17 protein-coding genes are annotated in these 21,437 nt (G+C 63.3%); 3 read left to right on the top strand and 14 right to left on the bottom strand.

The features are described 5' to 3' along the window. Positions 1-7: 7 nt before the first annotated feature. The 3 genes from HNQ95_RS13920 to HNQ95_RS13910 all read right to left on the bottom strand — a co-directional run bounded on the left by HNQ95_RS13920 (position 8) and on the right by HNQ95_RS13910 (position 4,082). Entirely contained in the window at positions 8-946 is a 939-nt protein-coding gene (locus HNQ95_RS13920) for a homocysteine S-methyltransferase family protein (protein WP_182574283.1), read from the bottom strand. A 253-nt stretch (positions 947-1,199) separates the two neighbouring features. Next, on the bottom strand, positions 1,200-2,708 hold the full coding sequence (locus HNQ95_RS13915) for a hypothetical protein (RefSeq protein WP_154386625.1): 1,509 nt from the start codon (positions 2,706-2,708) through the stop codon (positions 1,200-1,202). A 75-nt stretch (positions 2,709-2,783) separates the two neighbouring features. After that, the gene (locus HNQ95_RS13910) at positions 2,784-4,082 is read right to left on the bottom strand and encodes an adenylosuccinate synthase (protein ID WP_067956749.1); all 1,299 of its coding nucleotides are present in this window, start codon (positions 4,080-4,082) and stop codon (positions 2,784-2,786) included. Between the two features lie 195 nt (positions 4,083-4,277). Here HNQ95_RS13910 and HNQ95_RS13905 point away from each other — a divergent pair, with 195 nt between their 5' ends. Further along, a complete protein-coding gene (locus HNQ95_RS13905) occupies positions 4,278-5,210 on the top strand; it encodes a DMT family transporter (RefSeq protein WP_154386624.1) in 933 nt (310 codons plus the stop codon). A gap of 53 nt (positions 5,211-5,263) precedes the next feature. Here HNQ95_RS13905 and serA read toward each other — a convergent pair whose 3' ends face one another. The 3 genes from serA to HNQ95_RS13890 all read right to left on the bottom strand — a co-directional run bounded on the left by serA (position 5,264) and on the right by HNQ95_RS13890 (position 8,527). After that, positions 5,264-6,862 (bottom strand): phosphoglycerate dehydrogenase, encoded by a 1,599-nt coding sequence (gene serA, locus HNQ95_RS13900; protein WP_154386623.1) that lies wholly within the window; start codon positions 6,860-6,862, stop codon positions 5,264-5,266. 171 nt (positions 6,863-7,033) lie between these two features. Beyond that, entirely contained in the window at positions 7,034-8,209 is a 1,176-nt protein-coding gene (locus HNQ95_RS13895) for a phosphoserine transaminase (RefSeq protein ID WP_067956760.1), read from the bottom strand. Between the two features lie 180 nt (positions 8,210-8,389). Further along, positions 8,390-8,527, bottom strand: coding sequence for a hypothetical protein (locus HNQ95_RS13890; RefSeq protein WP_169808307.1), 138 nt, complete (start codon positions 8,525-8,527; stop codon positions 8,390-8,392). A gap of 191 nt (positions 8,528-8,718) precedes the next feature. Between HNQ95_RS13890 and HNQ95_RS13885 the strand changes: the two genes are divergently transcribed. Beyond that, the gene (locus HNQ95_RS13885) at positions 8,719-10,296 is read left to right on the top strand and encodes an ArnT family glycosyltransferase (RefSeq protein ID WP_083948450.1); all 1,578 of its coding nucleotides are present in this window, start codon (positions 8,719-8,721) and stop codon (positions 10,294-10,296) included. Between the two features lie 96 nt (positions 10,297-10,392). Here HNQ95_RS13885 and HNQ95_RS13880 read toward each other — a convergent pair whose 3' ends face one another. From HNQ95_RS13880 to glmM, 3 genes are all read right to left on the bottom strand, one after another. Further along, a complete protein-coding gene (locus HNQ95_RS13880) occupies positions 10,393-11,088 on the bottom strand; it encodes an outer membrane protein (RefSeq protein WP_182574284.1) in 696 nt (231 codons plus the stop codon). A gap of 190 nt (positions 11,089-11,278) precedes the next feature. After that, a complete protein-coding gene (locus HNQ95_RS13875; RefSeq protein WP_067956769.1) occupies positions 11,279-12,061 on the bottom strand; it encodes an outer membrane protein in 783 nt (260 codons plus the stop codon). Between the two features lie 211 nt (positions 12,062-12,272). Then, positions 12,273-13,625: a phosphoglucosamine mutase gene (gene glmM / locus HNQ95_RS13870; RefSeq protein ID WP_067956772.1), complete on the bottom strand. Its 1,353-nt coding sequence runs from the start codon at positions 13,623-13,625 to the stop codon at positions 12,273-12,275. A gap of 349 nt (positions 13,626-13,974) precedes the next feature. On the opposite strand from glmM, the gene HNQ95_RS13865 reads away from it, so the two are divergent. After that, positions 13,975-14,607 carry a LysE family translocator gene (locus HNQ95_RS13865; protein WP_154386622.1) on the top strand — a complete coding sequence of 211 codons (633 nt, stop codon included), beginning with the start codon at positions 13,975-13,977 and terminating at the stop codon, positions 14,605-14,607. A 79-nt stretch (positions 14,608-14,686) separates the two neighbouring features. Here HNQ95_RS13865 and HNQ95_RS13860 read toward each other — a convergent pair whose 3' ends face one another. The 5 genes from HNQ95_RS13860 to pal form a co-directional block, all read right to left on the bottom strand. Continuing rightward, on the bottom strand, positions 14,687-15,712 hold the full coding sequence (locus tag HNQ95_RS13860) for a serine hydrolase domain-containing protein (protein WP_246719242.1): 1,026 nt from the start codon (positions 15,710-15,712) through the stop codon (positions 14,687-14,689). Positions 15,713-16,053: 341 nt separating this feature from the next. Continuing rightward, a complete protein-coding gene (gene ftsH, locus HNQ95_RS13855) occupies positions 16,054-17,988 on the bottom strand; it encodes an ATP-dependent zinc metalloprotease FtsH (protein WP_067956781.1) in 1,935 nt (644 codons plus the stop codon). A gap of 110 nt (positions 17,989-18,098) precedes the next feature. Beyond that, on the bottom strand, positions 18,099-19,451 hold the full coding sequence (gene tilS, locus HNQ95_RS13850) for a tRNA lysidine(34) synthetase TilS (protein WP_246787032.1): 1,353 nt from the start codon (positions 19,449-19,451) through the stop codon (positions 18,099-18,101). Further along, positions 19,445-20,497: a tol-pal system protein YbgF gene (gene ybgF / locus HNQ95_RS13845; protein ID WP_067956784.1), complete on the bottom strand. Its 1,053-nt coding sequence runs from the start codon at positions 20,495-20,497 to the stop codon at positions 19,445-19,447. Before ybgF ends, tilS begins: the two co-directional genes overlap by 7 nt. Positions 20,498-20,656: 159 nt before the next feature. Next, positions 20,657-21,166, bottom strand: a complete 510-nt coding sequence (gene pal / locus HNQ95_RS13840; RefSeq protein WP_067956787.1) for a peptidoglycan-associated lipoprotein Pal — start codon at positions 21,164-21,166, stop codon at positions 20,657-20,659. Positions 21,167-21,437 lie beyond the last annotated feature (271 nt).

The following is a 21,437-nucleotide window of genomic DNA, read 5'->3' as shown; positions in this document are numbered from 1 at the left end:
CAGGGGCCTAAAGGCAGGCTTCACAGATCGCCGCGATATGGCGATGGTCGGTGCCGCAGCAACCGCCAAGAACCTTGATGTGGCCGAAGCCGTCCCGCATTGCGCGATAGCGGCGGGCGAGATCGTCAGGATCGCCGGGGTCGAGCTCTGTTGCGGCATCGAGTTCGGCGTGGCTTTTTGTCGATGCGTTTGCCCGCACGCCGCCAATACGCTGGACCCAGCTGCCGGCGTCCGCCAGCACGTTCTGGAAATGGCTGGGATGGGCGCAGTTGATCATGAAGTAGGCGGGCGCGCCGTCGGTCTCGTCATCGACGATCTCGATCGCTTCCGCCAGGCTTTCGCCCGATGGCAATCGCCCGTCAGTCTCGACCGTGAAAGAGATCACCGATGGCAGGCCCTCGCCCATGGCGGCACAGGCGATGCCGACCGCTTCCTCGGGGTAGTTCATGGTCACGGCGCTGACCATGTCGGCTCCGGCGTCGCGGAACGCGACGACCTGGTCGCGATGATAGTCCGAGGCCTCGACCGGCGTCATCTTCATCTCGGGACGGTAGCCGTCGCCACGTGGGCCGACCACACCGTTGACCGGCACCGTCATGCCGCGGGCAACGTAAGGCGCCCGCAGCGCTTTCGCCTGGGCGACGGCGCGACGATTAATGTCCGAAAGTGCCGTGCGGGAGTAGCCCAGCTTCTCGCCCCAGTCGGGATTGGCCCGCCATGTCGGCGTGTCCAGCACGAAGCTCACCCCGTGTTGCTCGGCGATATCGAGAAAGCGCCTGAAATAGCCGTCGAGCCTGTCGCGGCCGGCCGCATCGAGCAACAGCGGAAACGCCGCGAAACACGGCAGGTCCATCCCGTCCAGGAAGACCAACGTTGTCTCGAGGCCGCCGTCGGTGAGTGCGACGGAAGCGCCGAGATGCGGAAGATCTGTCGTCGCAGCGCACATGATGTACCGAAGGCGTTCGGCTTTCCGTCGGCTGGGTCATATCCGTCAGCCTGGACGCGGCCGAACGCGTTCTTCAGCCTAACATCTTACTTCAGGGGTTTCTACTTTAAGCCGCCGGCTGGAATCTCTGGCGTTAGGACCGAAAGGTACATCTCGGTCGTCGTGCACGCGGCGGTCATAGTTGCCCTGCAGGCGCGCCGTTCCAAGGCTACTGACGCGGAGGATGATCATCCGCGCCAGCGAAAGCTCCAGATCAGCCGGCTTCCTTGGCCTGCCAAGCCTTCATCGCGTCTTCGAACACCTTGTCGCCAGGGATGCCCTTTTCGAGCGTGAACAGCGCGCGGCGGCCCGACTTGTAGACGACCGGCACGTCGATCCAGCTCTGCCGACGCAGGAGGTTCAGATTGGCGTCGACCTCGGCCTTGGTGTCGTTGAGCGCTACGAGGAAGAAGCCGTCGGCGATCTTGGCCGGAATGCCGAGCAGCGAATTGCCGGCGTCCTGTTCCGAGCTCTTCATCGCCACGCGCAGGATGTTCTCGATGCCGCCGCCGTCAAAGCCCTGAGGCGTCAGGAAGATCATTTCCAGGATATGGCTCGCCGGCAGCGTCTTGTCGGCGTTGCGGCGGATGGTCATGCGCAACTGGATGTCCTTGCCGGGGATTGTCGCTTCGGCGCGGATGGCAGGCTCGGGCGGCAGGTCGCCGCCGGGCGATTCCTGTACCACCGTCCAGACGACGGAACCCGGCTCAGCCGAGCCTTGGGCGACGTTGGTGCGCTCTTCGTAGAAGATCGCCTTCTGGCCGACGGCCACGGGTGCGTTTTCGCCTGCCGCAGGCGTTGTCGTCGCCGGTGTTCCCTCGGCGGGTGTCGCGGGCGTGGCAGGGGTTGCCGGCGCGGTCTCGGGCGTCGCCGGTGGCGTTGCCGGAGCCGGCTGGGTCAGTGCTGCAACCGAGGTGCCTTCGCCGACGGTGTTGCTGCCGCTGGCCGGGCCAGGATCGACCTCCTTGCCATCCGCGGTCATGCGCTGGGTGAACTTGCCGGGCTCGTCGCTTGCCGGCGCTTGTGCTGCCTGGCCGCCATTGGCGGGCGGAGGAGTGGCTGCTTCATTCGTTGGCGGGGGCGTTTCCGCCGCCGTGTCGCCGCCACTGCCGACAAAGGCATCGCGGTTGGACCACAGCGCATAGCCGCCGGCGCCGACCACCACCACGGCAAGTGCCGCTGCGATAAGGCCGCCGCTGATGCGCTTGCGCGGCTTCTGCCGCGTGTTGGCGAATGGATCGCCATTGTTGGCTGCGGCGTCGCCGAAGTTGTTGTCGCCTTCGCCGTCCTGCGCTTCGTCATCGTCGCTTGCCGAGAAGTCGGGCAGGGGCTCGCGCTGCTGCGGCGTGTAGGCCGGAATGGGGTCTGCGGCAGGCGGTGGCGCGACCGGGGTCACCGGGCTGCGTGGCTCCGGTGCAGGTGCTGCCCTGGTATAGGCCGGCTGATCCTTGTTGCGGGCGATCGAGGTAAAGACGTTTTCCAGCTCGGCCAGCGGATCGTCTTCCACAACGGGCGGATGGAATTCCGCCTCGACGATCGCGATCGCGTCCTCGAGCGACTTGGTCTGGCGTTCGGCAACGGCTGCGGGCGGCTGCGGGTTGAGCGCGGCGAGCTTGGCCGCGATGGTGCTGCGGGCCTTGTCATACACCCGCGCGCGCATCGCCGGCGTGGTGTCGCCCATGCCATCCAGCGTCTTTTTCAGAACCGCTACGAAGTCTGCCATTCTCTCGTCGACCTATCTCTTCTTCTGGGCCGCGGCGATTCCGGCGGCAAATCAGCCGCCGGAAAGTTGCCAAAACTAGTCTTCAAACGGATCGGTCACAAGTATCGTGTCATCCCGCTCCGGGCTGGTGGAAAGCATGGCCACCGGGGCGCCGATCAGCTCCTCGATGTAGCGCACATACTTTACCGCCTGGGCCGGCAGGTCGTTCCAGCTGCGGGCGCCCGCGGTGGTGCCCTTCCAGCCTTCCAGCGTCTCGTAGACCGGCTCGACACGCGCCTGGGCGCCCTGGCTCGCCGGCAGGTAGTCGATCAGTTCGCCGTCGAGCATATAGCCGGTGCAGACCTTGATCTCGTCGAGACCGTCGAGCACGTCGAGCTTGGTCAAGGCGATGCCCTTGATGCCGTTGACGGCAACCGCCTGGCGCACCAGCACGGCATCGAACCAGCCGCAGCGGCGCTTGCGGCCGGTGACGACGCCGAATTCGTGGCCGCGGGTGCCGAGGAATTCGCCGACTTCGTTCTGTTGCTCGGTCGGGAAGGGGCCCTCGCCGACGCGGGTGGTGTAGGCCTTGGTGATGCCGAGCACGTAGTGGATCGAGCCCGGGCCCATGCCGGAACCCGCTGCCGCCTGGCCGGCGACTGTGTTCGACGAGGTCACGAACGGATAGGTGCCGTGGTCGATGTCGAGCAGGGTGCCCTGGGCGCCTTCGAACAGGATGCGTTCGCCGGCGCGACGCTTGTCGTCGAGCACCTTCCAGACGCGGTCCATGTAGGGCAGGATCTTGTCGGCGATCGAGGTCAGCTCGGCCATGATGACGTCGTGCGTCACCTCGGGATGGCCAAGCCCGCGGCGCATGGCATTGTGGTGCGTCAGCAAACGGTCGACCTTCTGGGGGAGCGTTTCCAAATCCGCCAAGTCCATCACCCTGACGGCACGGCGGCCCACCTTGTCTTCGTAGGCGGGGCCGATGCCGCGACGGGTCGTGCCAATCTTCGTTCCGGAATTGGAGGCGGCGTCCTCGCGGAAGCCATCCAGCTCACGATGCAGCGACAGGATAAGCGCGGTGTTTTCGGCTATTTTCAGGCGATCGGGGCCGATCTCGACGCCCTGGGCGCGGATTTTCTCGATCTCGGCGACAAAGGCATGCGGGTCGAAGACCACGCCATTGCCGATGATCGACAGCTTGCCCTCGCGCACGACGCCGGATGGCAGCAGCGACAGCTTGTAGACCACACCGTCGACCACCAGCGTATGGCCGGCATTATGCCCGCCCTGGAAACGCACCACCACATCGGCGCGCTCCGACAGCCAGTCGACGATCTTGCCCTTGCCTTCGTCGCCCCACTGGGAACCGACGACCACCACATTGGCCATAATATTTTCCTTCCGACATCGCGGCTGAGGCCGCGAACAGTGCAAAATGACAGGCCTCTATAACGCCAAGCAATTGGATGTGCGACCTTTCTTTGCCGCCTCAGGCACAACAAATTCAGCCTTTGGGCGCATTTACATGCCGACAGCCAGCACCTAGGTCGGCATGGTGCCCCTCGCCAGCGAAAGTCCGGCCGCATGCATCGAAACGCCTATGTCCTGCTGTTGGCGACTACCCTGTTCTGGGGTGGCAATGCGGTGGCGGGCAAGCTTGCCGTGGGCCACGCCTCGCCGATGCTTTTGACCTCATTGCGCTGGGCGTTCGCCGCCGCATTTCTCGGCGCCGTCGGCTGGTCCAGGCTCCGGGTGGACTGGGCGGTGGCGCGCAGGCAACTCTGGCTGCTTGTCGCCTTGGGCGGGTTAGGCTTCACCGCCTTCAATGCCGCCCTCTATTCCGCGCTCAATTTCACCTCGGCCATCAATGCCAGCATCGAGCAGGCGGGCATGCCCATGGTCATCTTTGCTGCCAACTTCATCCTGTTTCGCATGCGGGTCAGCTGGGGCCAGATTCTGGGCTTCCTGTTGTCGCTGACAGGCATCGCGCTGACCGCCAGCCATGGCGATCTCAGGAGCTTGCTCGCGCTCGACATGAATTTCGGCGATGCGCTGATGCTGATCGCCGTTCTCGTCTACAGTGCCTACACGGTTGCGCTGCGCTTCAAGCCGGACATCCACTGGCTGAGCCTGATGATCGTCATGACATCGGCCGCATTCGTCACCTCGCTTCCGTTCGTCGCCTGGGAAATCGGCACTGGCAGGGCCATCGCGCCCGATGCGACGGGCTGGGCGATCACCGCCTACATGGTGCTGTTTCCCTCGATCCTGGCGCAGATCTTCTACATCAGGGGTGTCGAACTCATCGGCGCCAATCGTGCGGGCCTGTTCATCAACATGGTGCCGATCTTTGGCACGTTGTTGTCGGTGATGATCATCGGCGAGGACTTCCAGCTCTACCACGCAGTCGCCATCGTGCTGGTGCTTGGCGGCATCTGGCTTGCCGAGCACTCCGGGCGGAAAATGGCGAGCGCCGAGGAGCTTTTGGCTGCCGAAGAACACAGCTCCGATGCCTGAAAAGAAAAGGCGCGGGGATCGGCCCGCGCCCTTTGGTGCCTTGGGAGGCTTTGTCAGATCCCGTTGATGTCGAACTGCAGGCGCTTGGCCGAGTCGATCGACTTGTGGTCGCGCACCTTGGCGAGCACGTCTTCGGGGAACGGTGCGTCGAGATAGAGCAAGGCGATCGCATTGCCACCCGGCCGGTCGCGGCCGAGCTGGAAGTTGGCGATGTTGACGCCGCTCTCGCCGCACACGGTGCCGAGCAGGCCGATGATGCCAGGCGCGTCGGCGTTGGTGGTATAGAGCATGTGTTGGCCGACCTCGGCATCGAGATTGATGCCCTTGATCTGGATGAAACGCGGCTTGCCGTCGGAGAAGCACGTGCCGGCGATCGAGCGCGTCATATGCTCGGTCTTCACGCTCAGCTTGATGTATCCGTCGAACACGCCCGACTTGTCGCGCTTGACCTCGGCGACGATGATGCCGCGCTCCTTCACCATGATCGGCGCCGACACCATGTTGACGTCGGAGACCTGCGGCCGGATCAGGCCGGCGAGCGCAGCACTGATCAGCGCCTTGGTGTTCATCTGTGCGGTCTGGCCGTCGAACAGGATCTCGACCTCGGTGATCGGGTCTTCCGTCACCTGGCCGACAAAGGCGCCGAGCACTTCGGCGAGCTTGACGAAGGGCTTGAGCCGCGGCGCTTCCTCAGCGGTGATGGACGGCATGTTGATGGCGTTGGAAACAGCACCCTTGACCAGATAGTCGGCCATCTGCTCGGCCACCTGCAAGGCGACGTTCTCCTGCGCTTCCGAGGTCGAGGCGCCGAGATGCGGGGTGCAGACGACGTTGTCCATGCCGAATAGTTCGTTTTGCTCAGCCGGTTCCACCTCGAACACGTCGATGCCGGCGCCTGCCACTTTGCCGCTTTTCAGGCCGGCGATCAGGTCCTTCTCGACGATCAGGCCGCCGCGGGCGCAGTTGATGATGCGCACGCCCGTCTTCATCTTGGCGATGGACTCGGCGTTGATGATGTTGCGCGTCTTGTCGGTCAGTGGCGTATGCAGCGTGATGAAGTCGGCGCGGGCGAACAGCTCGTCGAGCTCGACCTTTTCGACGCCGAGTTCTTCGGCGCGATGCTCGGACAGGAACGGATCGAAGGCAACGACATGCATCTTGAGGCCGACGGCGCGCGTGGCGACGATCGAGCCGATGTTGCCGCAGCCGATCAGGCCGAGCGTCTTGCCGGTGATCTCGACGCCCATGAAGCGGTTCTTCTCCCACTTGCCGGCATGGGTCGAGGCATTGGCCTCGGGCAACTGGCGGGCGACCGCGAACATCAGCGCGATGGCGTGTTCGGCGGTGGTGATCGAATTGCCAAAGGGCGTGTTCATGACGATGATACCGCGCCGCGAGGCGGCAGGAATATCGACATTGTCGACGCCTATGCCGGCGCGGCCGATGACCTTGAGATTGGTCGCTGCAGCGATCAGCTTTTCGGTGACCTTGGTCGCCGAGCGGATGGCCAGGCCGTCATATTGGCCGATGACTTCGAGCAGCTTTTCCTTGTCCTTGCCGAGGTCGGGCAGGTAGTCGACCTCGACGCCACGATCCTTGAAAATCTGGACGGCGGTGGTGGAGAGTTTGTCGGAAACGAGAACGCGAGGCATGGGTCTTAATCCCTTTGCGATTGGTCTGCCTCCCCCTTGTGGGGAGGTCGGTCGCGAAGCGACCGGGTGGGGGAATGGGTTGAACGCGGGGATGGGAGCAAAGTCTGATGCGCCCCCAATCCCAATCCGCCGTGCGGATCGACCTCCCCCGCGCGGGGGAGGGCAAGGGCGTCAGGCCGCAGCCTTGAGCGCTGCCTTCTGGTTGGCGAAGGCCCAGTCGAGCCAGGGCATCAGCGCCACCAGATCGGACGTCTCGACGGTGGCGCCGGCCCAAATGCGCAGGCCGGGCGGCGCGTCGCGATAGGCGCCGATGTCGAAGGCGACGCCTTCCTTTTCCAGCGCTGAAACCATGCCCTTGGCGAAGGCCGCCTGACCGTCCTTGTCGAGAGCGGCGACCTCAGGGTCGACGATCGACAGGCAGACCGAGGTGTTGGAGCGCGTCTCCGCAACGACGGCCAGGTTGGCGAGCCAGCCGGACTTTTCGACGAACGCGTCGATGGCCGCGAAGTTCGCGTCGGCGCGGGCAACAAGCGCATCGAGGCCGCCCAGGCCCTTGGCCCAGTTCAGCGCGTCGAGATAATCCTCGACGCAGAGCATCGACGGGGTGTTGATGGTCTCGCCCTTGAAGATGCCTTCGATCAGCTTGCCGCCCGAGGTCAGGCGGAAGATCTTGGGCAGCGGCCAGGCCGGCTTGTAGCTCTCAAGGCGTTCGACGGCGCGCGGGCTGAGGATCAGCATGCCGTGGGCGCCTTCGCCGCCGAGCACCTTCTGCCAGGAGAAGGTGACGACGTCGAGCTTCCGGAAATCGAGCTTCTGGGCGAACGCCGCCGATGTGGCGTCGCAGATGGTCAGGCCCTTGCGGTCGGCGGGGATGAAGTCGCCATTGGCGACGCGCACGCCCGAGGTCGTGCCGTTCCAGGTGAAGACGACGTCGCGGTCGAAATCGACCTTGCCGAGATCGGGCAGCTCGCCATAGGGCGCCTCGAACTTGCGCACGTCTTCGATCCTGAGCTGCTTGACCACGTCGGTGATCCAGCCTGCGCCGAAGCTCTCCCAGGCGACCATGTCGATGCCACGTTCGCCGAGCAGCGACCACATCGCCATCTCGACGGCGCCGGTGTCGGAAGCCGGAACGATGCCGATGCGGTAGTCCGATGGGACCTGGAGAACTTCGCGGGTCAGCGCGATGGCCTGCTCGAGCTTGGTCTTGCCGATCTTGGCACGGTGCGAGCGGCCGAGCGGCGCGTCAGCGAGGGCCTGGAGCGACCAGCCGGGACGTTTTGCGCAGGGACCTGAGGAGAAATTGGGGTTTGCCGGACGGAGTCCGGGTTTGGCGACGATCGTCATCGTGGTTCTATCCTTCCAGATAGTTGGCCCCTCGTTGGGGAGGGGTGGCCCACGGACGGCGATATGCGTTTAGCGTTCGGGCGTCAAGAGGAAAGTTTCTGTCGCAAAGAGGACATGCCGTGACGGTGCGGAAATGCAGGCAGCGCTGGTCGCCGACCGGGCATGCCCGCAAATCGCCACCTACTCTGCCGGCAGATAGCCCGCATGGACCAGATGGTCGTGGAGCAACTCCCGGATGGCTTCCTGCCGGCTGGCGTCGCTCTGCTTGTTGCGGCGATATTCGTCCACGGCGTCCAGCACGGTCGATGGAAACCTCATATGCACGGCCTCGGTCCCCGCCGGCCGCCGCCCTCGTTTCGGAAGTTGTTCACGCAAGTCCGCCCCCCCAAGTGAAGTCTAATTTAGAGAATCGTAAATTCTGAAAGATGAAATTGCAATAACGAAGTGGCTGGTGGGAAGGTGGCGGAAATGCCTCCAACGCTCTTTGTGGGCACAGGGAAGACCGGTTTATGTCAGCGGTTGTGCGGCGATTGGAATTAACGCAGAACGGGCATCGGTTTGCAGGGCTTGCATTGGCGGGGTGGTTCGTGGCTCACGTGTTTTCACTCGGACTGCGGTTTCAGGGGCTGATTGCCGCTCGTCCGCAAGCCGTGACCGTGGCTTCGCTGGCTGCAATCGTCGGCATTTCTCTGGCCCTCGGATTCTACAATCTCGACTTCCTCTATGGCGCCCATGTCGACGAACCAACGAAGGTGGCACTGGTCGCGGACAAGCCCAACAATTATTTCCACCCACCGTTACTGATCGTTCTGGCGAGGGGCGTTGTGTGGCTCGTGTCGGCTTCCAGCGACCTGGATCGGCTTTGGGCCGGCCGCTTCGTCAGTGTCATGGCAATGACGGCCGCAAGCGCGCTTTTCTACCTTGTCATGGCGCGCTACATTGATCGCCTGCAGTCCGTTATCTGGAGTTGCGTTTTCGCGTCGTCTCCGGCAATCGCCGTGCACGCCCATTTTTTCAAGGAAGATGCGTTGCTCGTGCTCGCCATTTGCCTTGGCCTCCACGCGCTGGTGCGGCTTGTGGAAAGAACCGACCTGCACAATCTGATCTATTTGGGCATTGCTCTCGGTCTTGCGCCGTCGGCCAAGTATGTTGGTTTCCTGAACAGCGTCGGGTTGTTCGCCTTTGCCCTGTGGTACTGCCGGTTAGGCGTGAGGGGGGGCGCATTGGTGGTCGTCGCGGGCGCCGCCACCATTCTCGCCGTTCTGCTCGTCTCCTTCGCGGGCGAAAGCGGAACCGGTCTTGGCGATGTGTTGACTGGCCTCGCAAGGGAACTCAGGCATGCCGAGGATGGTCATGACCTCAAGGAATGGGTCTGGGCAGGCTATGGATTCACCCATCTGCGTCACCACCTGCTTCCAAGCATCACGGCGATGACGTTTCTGATCGGTCTCGGGGCAATCTGTTTGGCGCTGGTCAAGGACCGAGACCGGCAAGTGGCAGCCTTTGCGGCGGCCGCGATCATATGGTTGTTCGCGCTTGAGCTCTCGCCGCTCAAGATCGTGGGGCAGATGCGCTATGTGCTTCCAGTTGTCATCTATTTCCTGCTCGCCGCTGGGATTGCCTGCTCGCGCTCGGTCGCCATTCGAAGCCGAGCCGGGGCCATGGTGTTGGCCCTTGTTGCGCTGACGGTCACAGCACATGCGGGGATTTCCTATGTTCGGAACATGAATCCCGGCAAGGACACGCGGACGAGGGCAGTCGAATTCCTGACGGCAAACGGGATGACCAATGTGGTCTCCGACTATCCGATCGGTCATCCAGTGGCGCAGACATGGGACTATGAAGCGCTGGCCTCGTATGACTATCTGCTGTCGCTCAGATTCGAGCGCTATTTGCGCGGTGGCGAGCTGAGAGCACAAGACTCGCAAGTCTACGAGCTGGCATCGATATTCCATTGCCTCGACGGGTATGCTGTCGCAACGATTTCCCGGCTCTATGGGGACTACGGCTTCGTCGCGCCGACTGTCAGGATATACGATCTCAAGCGCGGCGCCTCATGCATCCCGGCAGCAAAAAGCCGGATGTGAGGCACGGCTGGCTTCTTCGAGAGAACGCAGCGCTTCTAGAAAGCGAACGGCGGGCAATAGCCCGCCGCTGTCATCATCTTAGGGGAGATCAGGCGCTTACCAAAGATCGTAGCGCAGGCCGACCTTGACCTGGTGGTAGTCGAGGCCTTTCTTGGTGGTGAGCGTGCTGAAATCCATGTATTCCAGATCGGGCGCGCTCAGATACTGGTAGCCGACGTCGATCGAGGTATTCTGGGCGACGCGATATGCGACACCGGCGCCGACCGAGTATGCGACCTTGTATTGCGCGTCGCGGGCATAGAAGTCGAGTGTCGGGTCGACATCGTCGATGCTCACGCGCTGGCTTGAATAGATCAGGCCCAGGCCGGCGCCGACATAGGGCGTGAAGCCGGCGACGGTGCCGAGATCGGCATAGACATTTGCCATGCCGTTCCAGAAGCTGTTCTTCAGCGAGACGGTGGTGTCGGCATCCGAAGCGCTGAAACTGTCGGTGCCCAGGAAGCCGACATTGAGCTCACCGCGCAGGAAATCACTGAAATGATAGCCCGCACCGATGCTGCCGGTGATGCTGGTGCTGTCGGATTTAACACCGAACAGCGTGAAGTCGTAGGGCGACTTGGTGATGTTGTAGCCGACGTCGCCGCGCAGGTACCAGCCGGAACCGACTTCGACCGGGACATATTCCGGGGCCTCGTCGATGGCGATTGGCGGGTCGTAGTCGGCAGCGCCGGCTGCAAGTGGCCAAAGCATGGTCGCGGCCAGTGCCAGCGCTATGCGAGACGTCAAGGTCATGATCGCATTCTCCCGAAATGGCGCCAGATGTTGCCGATGAGCCCAGCAGCCGTTCAGCTCATCATTAACCATAGAGGTTAAGTCACAGTTAAGGATAACAGATGGTTAGCTGGTGTTTGCGGACGTCGCCGCAAAGAAAAACCGCCCGGCGAGCCGGGCGGTTTGGTGTCAGGAAAATCCGCTTGGACGGTTAGTTCAGCGAGTAGCGGACACCAAGCTTGAAGTCGTGCGAGGTGATGTCCTTGAACCGGATGCCGTCATTGGCAGGCGGGAAGGGGAAGGACGGGTCGACGTTCTTCAACTCACCGGTCTGGCCGTCGCCGAGATTGACGAAGCTGTAGCCGAGGTCGATGGTCATGCGCTCGGTGGCCTTGATGCCGAGACCGGCATGAAGTGCCCAGGCGAGATCCCAGCGCGACTTGTCGGCGGCATAAGCGCCACCGCCCGTCTGCGGGTTGGTGTCGGTGAAGCTGGAGATCGTGTTGCGCGACGCGCCGATACCCGCACCGACATATGGCGTGATGCCATAGAACGTGCCGACGTCGGCATAGGCGTTGGCCAGGAACAGCCATTCCGACTTTCTGCCGCGATAGTCGTTGGTTGTTACCGGATCACCGGGAGCCGTGGCCCTCAGCCAGTCCTGTGCGGTGAAGTCCGCCGCGCCGCGATACTCGGCGGTGATGTCGCCACGCAGGAAGTCGTTGAACTGATAGCCGACGCCGAGGCCGAAAGTCGGCGCCGAGCCGAAGCTGCCGTCATCGTACCAGCCATGTTCGAACGGGATGTCGAACAGCGGCGATTCCAGTCGCTTGATGCGCTGGTTGCTCATGCCGATGTGGCCGCGCAGATACCAGCCGCCATAGGATGGCTGCTCGACCTCGATGATCGGCTCGGGCATGTCGGCGGCGAAAGCCGGCCCGGCGACCCCGACGAGCAGCGCGGCGAATAATGCGTTCCTTCCAATATTGAACATTGCCCATAACCCTATACTTGCGGACCCGCTACGCGCCCGACGTCACTAACCGGGATGGATAATGCTTGGTATAGGTTAAGGCCCGCTTAACCCTGGCGATTAACCATGTTTGCCTGCGCTCAATGGTTGCCGAGGTTGTGGCCTCAAGCTTTTGAACAACAAAAAAAGCCCGCCAGAGGCGGGCCTTTCAGTGTCTCTCAGATATCTTGGCTCAGGCGGCCGAGCGGCTTTCCGATATGACGCCGACGATGTCGTTGACCACGGTTTCGACCAGTTGCGGGTCGTCGCCTTCGGCCATCACGCGGATCAGGGGCTCGGTGCCCGACGGGCGGATCACCAGACGACCGGTCTTGCCCAGCCGGTTGCGGCCGTCTTCGATCGCCGCCTTCACCAGTGTCTCCTCCAGCGGCTTGCCGCCGGAGAAGCGGACGTTCTTGAGCAACTGCGGCACCGGCTCGAAGGTGCGGCTGAGCTCGCTCATCGGCTTGTTGGAGCGCTTGATGCAGGCAAGCACCTGCAGCGCCGCCACCAGCCCGTCGCCCGTGGTCGAGTAGTCGGTCAAAACGATGTGGCCCGACTGCTCGCCGCCGATGTTCAGGCCATGCGCGCGCATGTGCTCGACGACATAGCGGTCGCCGACCTTGGTGCGATGCAGTTCGAGGTTGAGCTCGCCGAGATAGCGCTCCAGGCCGAGGTTCGACATCACGGTCGCCACGACGCCGCCGCCGGCGAGACGGCCGCTCTGCTGCCAGGATTGCGCGATCAGCGCCATGATCTGATCGCCGTCGACGACGGTGCCGTTTTCGTCGACGATGACGACGCGGTCGGCGTCGCCGTCAAGCGCGATGCCGATGTCGGCGCGAACCTCGTGGATCTTCTTTTGCAGGCCGGCCGGATGGGTCGAGCCGCATTCGGCGTTGATGTTGAAGCCGTTGGGCTCGACATTGATCGGGATCACCTCGGCGCCGAGTTCCCAAAGGGCGGCAGGCGCCACCTTGTAGGCTGCGCCGTTGGCGCAGTCGACGACGATGCGCAGGCCCGACAGAGACATCGAGCGCGGCAGGGTGCGCTTGGCGAATTCGATGTAGCGGTCATGCACGCCATCGACGCGCTTTGCCCGGCCGAGCCCGTCGGAATCGGCGAGCAGCGCCTCGACATCCTGGTCGAGCATCGCCTCAATGCGTTCCTCGATCTCGTCGGAGAGCTTGTAGCCGTCTGGGCCGAACAGCTTGATGCCGTTGTCGTGGTAGGGATTGTGCGATGCCGAGATCATCACGCCGATGTCGGCGCGCAGCGAACGCACAAGCATGGCGACAGCCGGCGTCGGGATCGGGCCGAGCAGGAACACGTCCATGCCGGCTGCGCACAGGCCCGACACCAGCGCGTTCTCGATCATGTAGCCCGACAGGCGCGTGTCTTTGCCAAGCACGACGCGGTGGCGGTGATTGCCGCGCTGGAACGACAGGCCGGCAGCCATGCCGACCTTCATCGCAACCTCAGCGGTCATCGGAAATTTGTTGGCCCGTCCGCGAATGCCGTCGGTGCCGAAATAGCGTCCAGCCATGTTAGCCTGTCCCCGTGGAGTCCACCCGCGCCTGCTTTGCCACAACGCGGGCCGACCAACGCATCACATTTGGTGATTTTATGTCACAAAAGCTTAGAAAAGGGTTGGGGTTTTTCGCGGCAGTCTCCCCGACTTGAAGGTGGGTTGGCCTTTCTCGGCCCCCTGATGCCAGGCTACAAACGTGGCGCGGCTCCAATTTGGGCAAACCGTTTGTTGGAGCCCGACAGGATCCATATCGCACTGGTTGCAGAAGTTGCTTGGCTGTCGGGCGCAGATGCAGAAGGCGCCACCTTGCCAATTCCTTGAATCCAGCTAGACAGGAACTCCGGCTCACTCGAAGGAACACGATATGCCGGAACTCTCCACACTCATGCTTTTTGCCGCCGCATCGGTGGTTCTGACCGCCACGCCCGGTCCCGACATGCTGCTCATCGCCTCGCGCAGCATCAGCCAGGGGCGCTCGGCGGGTTTCCTGACCTATCTCGGCATCGCGCTCGGCACCTATTGCCATGCGCTGGCCGCGGCCCTCGGGCTTTCGCAGCTGTTTGTGGCAGTGCCTGTCGCCTACGAGATCGTGCGCTGGGCCGGTTGCGCCTATCTGCTCTACCTTGCCTGGAAGACGCTGCGCTCCGAGACATCGGCCTTTGCGCCGGTGTCCGGTCTCAAGCGGTTCTCGTCAAGGCGCATCCTCGGCGCAGGGCTTGCCACCAACCTGCTCAACCCCAAGATGGCGTTGTTCGTGCTGGCGCTGTTTCCGCAGTTCATCCGTCCCGACACCGGATCGATGATCGTGCAGACGCTGGTGCTGGCGACCGTGCTCAACGGGATCGGCTTCATCGTCAACGGCTCGGTCATCCTGCTGAGCAGCCACCTGCGCCAGCGGGCAGGCGGATTGGTGCGGCTGGGCAGGCTTCCTCAATATTTCCTCGCCAGTGTCTTTGCCGGGCTGGCATGCCGGGTGGCGCTGGGCAGCCGAAACTGAGCATCGCCGGCTGCTGAACCGAAGATGCAAAACCGCCGCTGGGTGTCCTCAGCGGCGGCTCCCTGAGAACGCTATCGACTCACGTCGCAAGTTTCGCGCCGGCCAGTAGGTCGTCGATCACCGACGCCCGGAACGCGCCGCTCTCTAGAGTGCCATCGTTGTTCATGAGAAGTGCCGCCACGTGGTTCTGGTCCTCCGACAGCGCCACGATGTTGGAGGCGCGGTTGTCGCTGCCTGTGTGGCCGACGACTTTGCGGCTGGCACTTTCCTCTTCGGTCCAGCCGAGCCCTTGATAAGGGTAGATCTTCGGGTCGACCTGCCTGCGCAGCATTTCGGCGGATGCTCGCTGGGACAGGACGGCATTATGGCTTCCCCACAGCATGGCATGCAGCGACTTGACGAGGTCGCTCACCGAGCAGCGTAGCAGTCCGGCCGGAACGTCGGGATAACCCTGCTGCGGCAGTTCGACGAACGTGCCGTCCTCGAAGCTGTAGGGCTTGGCAAGCACATCGCGCTGAAATTGCCTCAGATACCAATGGGCATTGATGACGCCGATCGGGTCGAGAATGTTCTCCTTGACGTAAGCCGGGAAGCTCGTCCCGCTGACGCGTTCGACGACGTAGCTCGCGAGCGCAATGGAGACGTTGCTGTATTCCCACTTTGTGCCCGGCTCCGCCTGGAGGAAGGATGTCCCGGGTGCATAGGTGCTGCCGCCACTCACAAGATAGTTCCGCAGGAAGTCCGACAGGCTCTGCGTGGGATCGCCCGGGAAAGAAACGTCGCCATGGCCTTCGTCGAAAATGCCCGATGTGTGGGTCAAAAGGTGGTGCGGCGTGATCGGCAACTGTGGATGGTGCGGGTTGCGGACCTGAAAATCGATGAACCCGCTGACGTCGCCCTGCAGGTCGAGACCCTTGCGTTCGAACAGCTGCACCAGGGCGGAAGCCGTGAAAAGCTTGCTTATGGACGCCAGGTGCATCGGGGTGTCGGTGGTGAGCTTTCGCTGCTGTTTCAGGTCGGCGAAGCCGAAGGCCTCGGCGAAGAGCGTGGTGTTTTCCCTGGATGCGATTACAACGGCCGCGCCCACGACGTTTGCCGCCTTCATCCGTGCAGCAATGCCGGCTGCGAAGTTGCGGCGCCAGTCTTCGAAAGACGGGTTCCTTGCGTCGACCGCAAAGGCCAAGGATCGCTGAGGGATGAGCATGCCGGTCAATCCCAGTTTGAGCAGTGAACGACGCGATGCGACCATAATCTGTTCCGCTTCGGTCTGCCGACTGGATGCGATTCGGATGCGTGCCCGAACATTGGCGGCAGCGTGCCGATGACCTCTGCGAAAACTTGGCGGAAACGGTCATCTGCTTGGAGGCAGTCTGCGACCGCCCAGAATGCAAAAACGCCGCCGAGTTTCCTCGACGGCGTTTTTCATTCAGTACCGCTGTCCGGGCCTCAGCTCGACGGCTGGGGTTCCATGCCGCCTTCGGGCTCCGAACCCTTCTTCTTGCCGCGGGTCGAACCGGCCTTCGGCACGGCCGAGCCGCGCGACGGCGGGGTGTCGTCACCCATGTCGCGGGCGGGCTTGCTGCCGGCGATCAACTGCTTGATCTCTTCGCCCGACAGCGTCTCGTATTCGAGCAGGCCTTCGGCGAGTGCGATCCAGTCCTTCTTCTTCTTGGTCAGGATGGTCCTGGCCGTCGAATAGGCCTCATCGATCAGACGGCGCACTTCGGCGTCGATGATCTGGGCAGTCTCTTCCGAGATGTTCTGGGTGCGGGCCACCGAGTGGCCGAGGAACACCTCTTCCTGGTTGTCGCCGTAAGCGACGTGGCCAAGCTTGTCGGAGAAGCCCCAGCGGGTGACCATGGCGCGCGCCAGCTTGGTCGCCTGCTCGATGTCGGAGGAGGCACCGGACGTGATGTTCTCCTTGCCGAACTTGAACTCCTCGGCAACGCGACCGCCCATCATGATCGCCAGACGCGAGATCATGTACTTGTAGCTCATCGAGTAGCGGTCGCCTTCCGGCAGCTGCATGACCATGCCCAATGCGCGGCCGCGTGGGATGATGGTCGCCTTGTGCAGCGGGTCGGCGGCCGGCACGTTGAGCGCCAGGATGGCGTGGCCGGATTCGTGATAGGCAGTCAGCTCTTTCTCGGCCTGGGTCATGGCCGAGGAGCGGCGCTCGGCGCCCATCATGATCTTGTCCTTGGCGTCCTCGAATTCCTGCATGGTGACCAGGCGCTTGTTGCGGCGCGCAGCCATCAGGGCGGATTCGTTGACCAGGTTCATCAGGTCGGCGCCGGAGAAGCCGGGGGTGCCGCGTGCGACCGTCTTGAGGTCGACATTGGGCGCCAACGGCACGTTGCGAACGTGAACCTTGAGGATCTTCTCGCGACCGACGATGTCCGGGTTCGGCACAACGACCTGGCGGTCGAAGCGGCCCGGACGCAGCAGCGCGGGATCGAGAACGTCGGGACGGTTGGTCGCGGCGATCAGGATGATCGACTCGTTGGCCTCGAAGCCGTCCATTTCGACCAGCAACTGGTTCAGCGTCTGCTCGCGTTCGTCGTTGCCACCGCCGAGGCCAGCGCCACGATGGCGGCCGACGGCGTCGATTTCGTCGATGAAGATGATGCAAGGCGCGTTCTTCTTGGCCTGCTCGAACATGTCGCGGACGCGGCTTGCACCGACGCCGACGAACATTTCGACGAAGTCAGAACCCGAGATGGTGAAAAACGGCACATTGGCTTCACCGGCGACCGAGCGGGCAAGCAGCGTCTTGCCGGTACCGGGAGGGCCGACGAGCAGCACGCCTCGCGGGATCTTGCCGCCGAGGCGCTGGAACTTCTGCGGGTCGCGCAGGAACTCGACGATCTCTTCCAGGTCTTCCTTGGCTTCGTCGACACCGGCGACATCGCCGAAGGTGACGCGGCCGTGTGCTTCGGTCAGAAGCTTGGCCTTGGACTTGCCGAAGCCCATGGCGCGGCCGGAACCCGACTGCATCTGGCGCATGAAGAAGATCCACACGCCGAGGATCAGGATCATCGGCAGCCAGGACAAGAGCACCGAGAAGATCGAGCCCGAACCGTCATTTTCAGGGCGGGCGTTGATGGTGACGTTCTTCTGCTCGAGGCGCGACACCAGCGTCGCGTCGCCCGGCGAGTAGGTCTGGAAGCCTGTCGAGTTGTCGATATAGGTACCGCTGATGCGGTCACCGGCAATCGTCACCGTCTTGACGCGGCCAGAGTCCAGATCCTGGAGGAACTGCGAATATGCCACTTCGCTCGACGCGCCGCGGGTCTGCGGGGTCTGGAACAGATTGAACAGGGCGATGAGCAGAACGGCTATGATCGCCCACAGCGCGAAGTTGCGATAGTTCGGATTCATCGAGTTTCCCGTTGGCGCCCACGAGGGGCGCGTATGGTGAGAGTAAGCTTGCCCCTAACATAGGCACGGCCTCGGACATTGCCAAGCGCGTCCCTAAGTCTCGGTTAAGGTCAAACAGCAATGTGACCACGGCATGGCGAGACCGGGATCGCTCGCCCGCCAATCAGTTCTGACACTGCCTGAGCCGGAGCCAGGTCGAAGCCGGGGAGGAAACGCGCCCAAGGGCCGGCCAGCGCGTCAGCATTTGTTAGAAAAGCCAATCCCGCCAATCTTTCGCCGCGCCACAAGGCGGGCTCGGCCTGAAGTGCCGCCCGGACAAGACTTTGCGGTGCATTCACCTCCGACGCCATCGAGATGGCGGCCGTCAAACCGAGTGGTGCGACGGTCATTTCAGCCTGTCCTGGTTGTGGGGCCGCAATCCTGTAGCGGCCGTCCCACAGACCCGTCGCCAATGGCGTTGCCCGCGGCAATCCGCGTCCCTCGCGCAGCAGGAAAATGCCTGTGCTTCTGATGTCGACGAGCGCGCGCGACAATGTGGCGCGGGCCGGTTTTTTGTTAGCCGGCCCATCGGCGAGACGCTCCAGCAGGTCGCGGACGCGTGCCTCGTCAGGCAGATGCGGCACGCCGCCTGACACCGCAATCAACACACGTAGCGCGTAGGCCGCCGCATCGCTGTCAGGTGTCTCCGCGAAGGCCGGGTCGAGACGGTTCAGTCCCGGGCTGACGCGACTGGCATGGGTGGCGATCAGCGCTGCCGCACGCTCGCCCAGTTTGGTGCGCGCCGCGCCTGCCTGCCGGGCGTCGCTTAGGGCGGCCTCGATCCGCTGGATGCCATCGTTCTGCAGCGACAGCCGCATGCGTGGCCGCTCGTAGGCGTCATTGGTGTTGGTGGGGTCGTCGATCCAGCTGGTCCTGAGCGCCCTGAGCATGTCGCGCAGCCGCTCGCGGCGCTGCCCGAGCAGCGGGCGGACGATCCAGATGTCGCCGTCGAAAAGCGTGGCCGAGGCCATGCCGGCGGCACCGCGGCCCGTGCCGCGCGCGCTGCGCATCAGCACCGTCTCGGCCTGGTCGTCGGCGGTGTGACCGGTGACCAGGATCGTCGCACCCGCCTCGCGCGCTGCCTGGGCGAGCAGATCGTAGCGCGCATTGCGCGCGGCGGCTGCGATGCCGGTCGACGGCTTGTCGCCGGTCCAGTGCATCGTGCGATGGGCAATACCAAAGCGGGCGCAGAGCTGCCCAACCGCGTCGGCCTCGGCGTCCGAACCGGGGCGCAGCGCGTGGTCGACGGTCACCGCCTGCAAGCGCGTCGTCGGCGCGTGCCTGTCGAGATGGGATTTGAGAAGAAGGAGAAGCGCTGTCGAGTCGCTGCCGCCTGATGCCGCTGCGATGATCGTTGCGTGCGCGGCAAAGTCGAACTCGGAAAAGTCTGCAAAGAAGTCAGCGTCGATCGGCTGCGTCAGCACGCGGCGAGAGCCCGTTCCTGCTTGACCCGTTCCTTGATGGCGCCGGAGACGTCGGGATAGCGCTTGCCAATCTCGCCGAAGGTGGCGCAGGCAACATCGCGCTGCTTCAGGCCGACAAGCGAAACGCCGAGCTTGAGCATCATTTCAGGCGCCTTCTTGGACTTCGGATATTCCTTCGAGGCGTTGAGGAAAATCTCGGCAGCGTCGCGGTACTTCTTTTGGCCGAGAAGCGACTCGCCCAGCCAGAAGCGCGCATCGGCCGTCTTGGGATCGGCGGGAAAGCGCGAGATGTGATCGCGAAAACCCTGTTCGGCGGTGGTGTAGTCGCCCGAAAGCACGAACTGGTAGGAGTTACGGTAAAGCTCGTCCGGATCGTTGGTGTCGGGCAATGCGGCAACAGCGGTGCCATTGCTCTTCGGTTGCGCCGGTTGCGTTGCGGCAGGCGCGTGCGGTTGGGCCGGTGCAGCGACCTGCGGATTGGCGCTTTCCGAGACGACGTTGCCATTGGCATCGACGGTGATGGTGCCGAATGTCGTCGGCGGCGCGCCGGTGCCGCCACCGGCAACTGCACCGGGCTCACCGGTGCCGGAATCGGTGATTACGTCTTCGACGCTGTTTGCGCCTGGGGCGGGAGCGGTCGCCGTCTGGGCCGCGCCGGGTTGAGGCGCCGTGGGCGCCTCAACGATCGAGCTGTTGCTCTTGCCGGAGGCGTCGGACTTCTTCTGTCCGCCGCCCTCAAGCTCCTGGAAGCGGAACTCGTTGTCTTCCTGCATCTTCCGCATCTGCTCCTGCATCTGCAGGATCTGGAAGTTCAGCTCCTCGATGGAGCCGTTGAGCTTGCGGATTTCCTCCTCGAGCGCGGTGACGCGCGGATCGCCCGCCTGGGCGAGCTGGATCGGAACTTCGGTGCTCTCCGTCTTGCTGCCGAAAACACCCGGCAGGCCGATCTTGGGGAAGTCGATGCCAATGCCGTCGCGCGCGTGCGCTGCGGCCCCCGACAGAAGGAAGATGGCAAGTGTGCCACTCAGGATTGATCGAAAATGCATTAGCCTCTCGCCGTGGAAGAGAATTTGGTTGCTTCGCGCCGATGCGCTCTCGTCATTTATCAGGACCGGAGACTTCGGCCAAATTTTGTTTCGGACTGCCAGATAAGCAAAAGGCGGCCCGAAGACCGCCTTTCGTTTCACTCAGTGGCTTCGCGCAGCTCAGCTGCCGGCGCCCGACAGCGTCGTGACGGCGCGGCGGTTCTGCGACCAGCAGGAGATGTCGTCGCAAACCGCGACCGGACGTTCCTTGCCGTAGGAGATCGTCTTCAGGCGATTGGCGGCAACGCCCTGCGAGATCAGGTAGTCGCGGGCGGCAGCGGCGCGACGTGCGCCGAGAGCCAGGTTGTATTCGCGGGTGCCGCGTTCGTCGGCATGGCCTTCGACAACGACTGCGTACTGGCCGTACTTGTTCAGCCACTGCGCCTGGCGGCTCAGGATGCCCTGGGCGTCGGCACGAACCGACGAAGAGTCGGTGTCAAAGAAGATGCGGTCGCCGACATTGACGGTGAAGTCCTGCGACGAGCCCGGCGTTGCCGAGCCGGCGCCGCCGCCGAGGCCGAGATCGGCCGCGTTGTTCGGGGTCTTCTTCGAGGCGCAGCCGGCAATCGCCAGAGAGGCGATCAGGGCCACGACCACGGGGTTGGTTGCAAATTTTGCGATACGGCGCATCCCGCCTCTCCTTCGCATTCGAGTGATTTCGTTGAACATCCAGTAACCACGTTGGGGTTAACCGGCATTCAAGAAACGTGGTTAAAATATCGTTGCTGCTCGCTGTAGTGTCCCCGCATGCGGCAGCCGTCGAACATGCACTTCGCCGCGCACCGTAGGCGAAAATACGGCAGAAAGGCGGCGTCATTGGTCAATTGACGCCGCCTGGTCCATTCGTCGCGCCTTCACCGGAGAAGGTTAACAACGGGCCCCTGTGGCACTGCGTGTCAGC

Origin of the sequence: Aminobacter ciceronei (assembly GCF_014138625.1) — a bacterium.
Classification (GTDB): Bacteria; Pseudomonadota; Alphaproteobacteria; order Rhizobiales; family Rhizobiaceae; genus Aminobacter; species Aminobacter ciceronei.
Note: the sequence above shows the minus strand (reverse complement) of the source record. Positions and strands in the feature narration are given on the sequence as shown.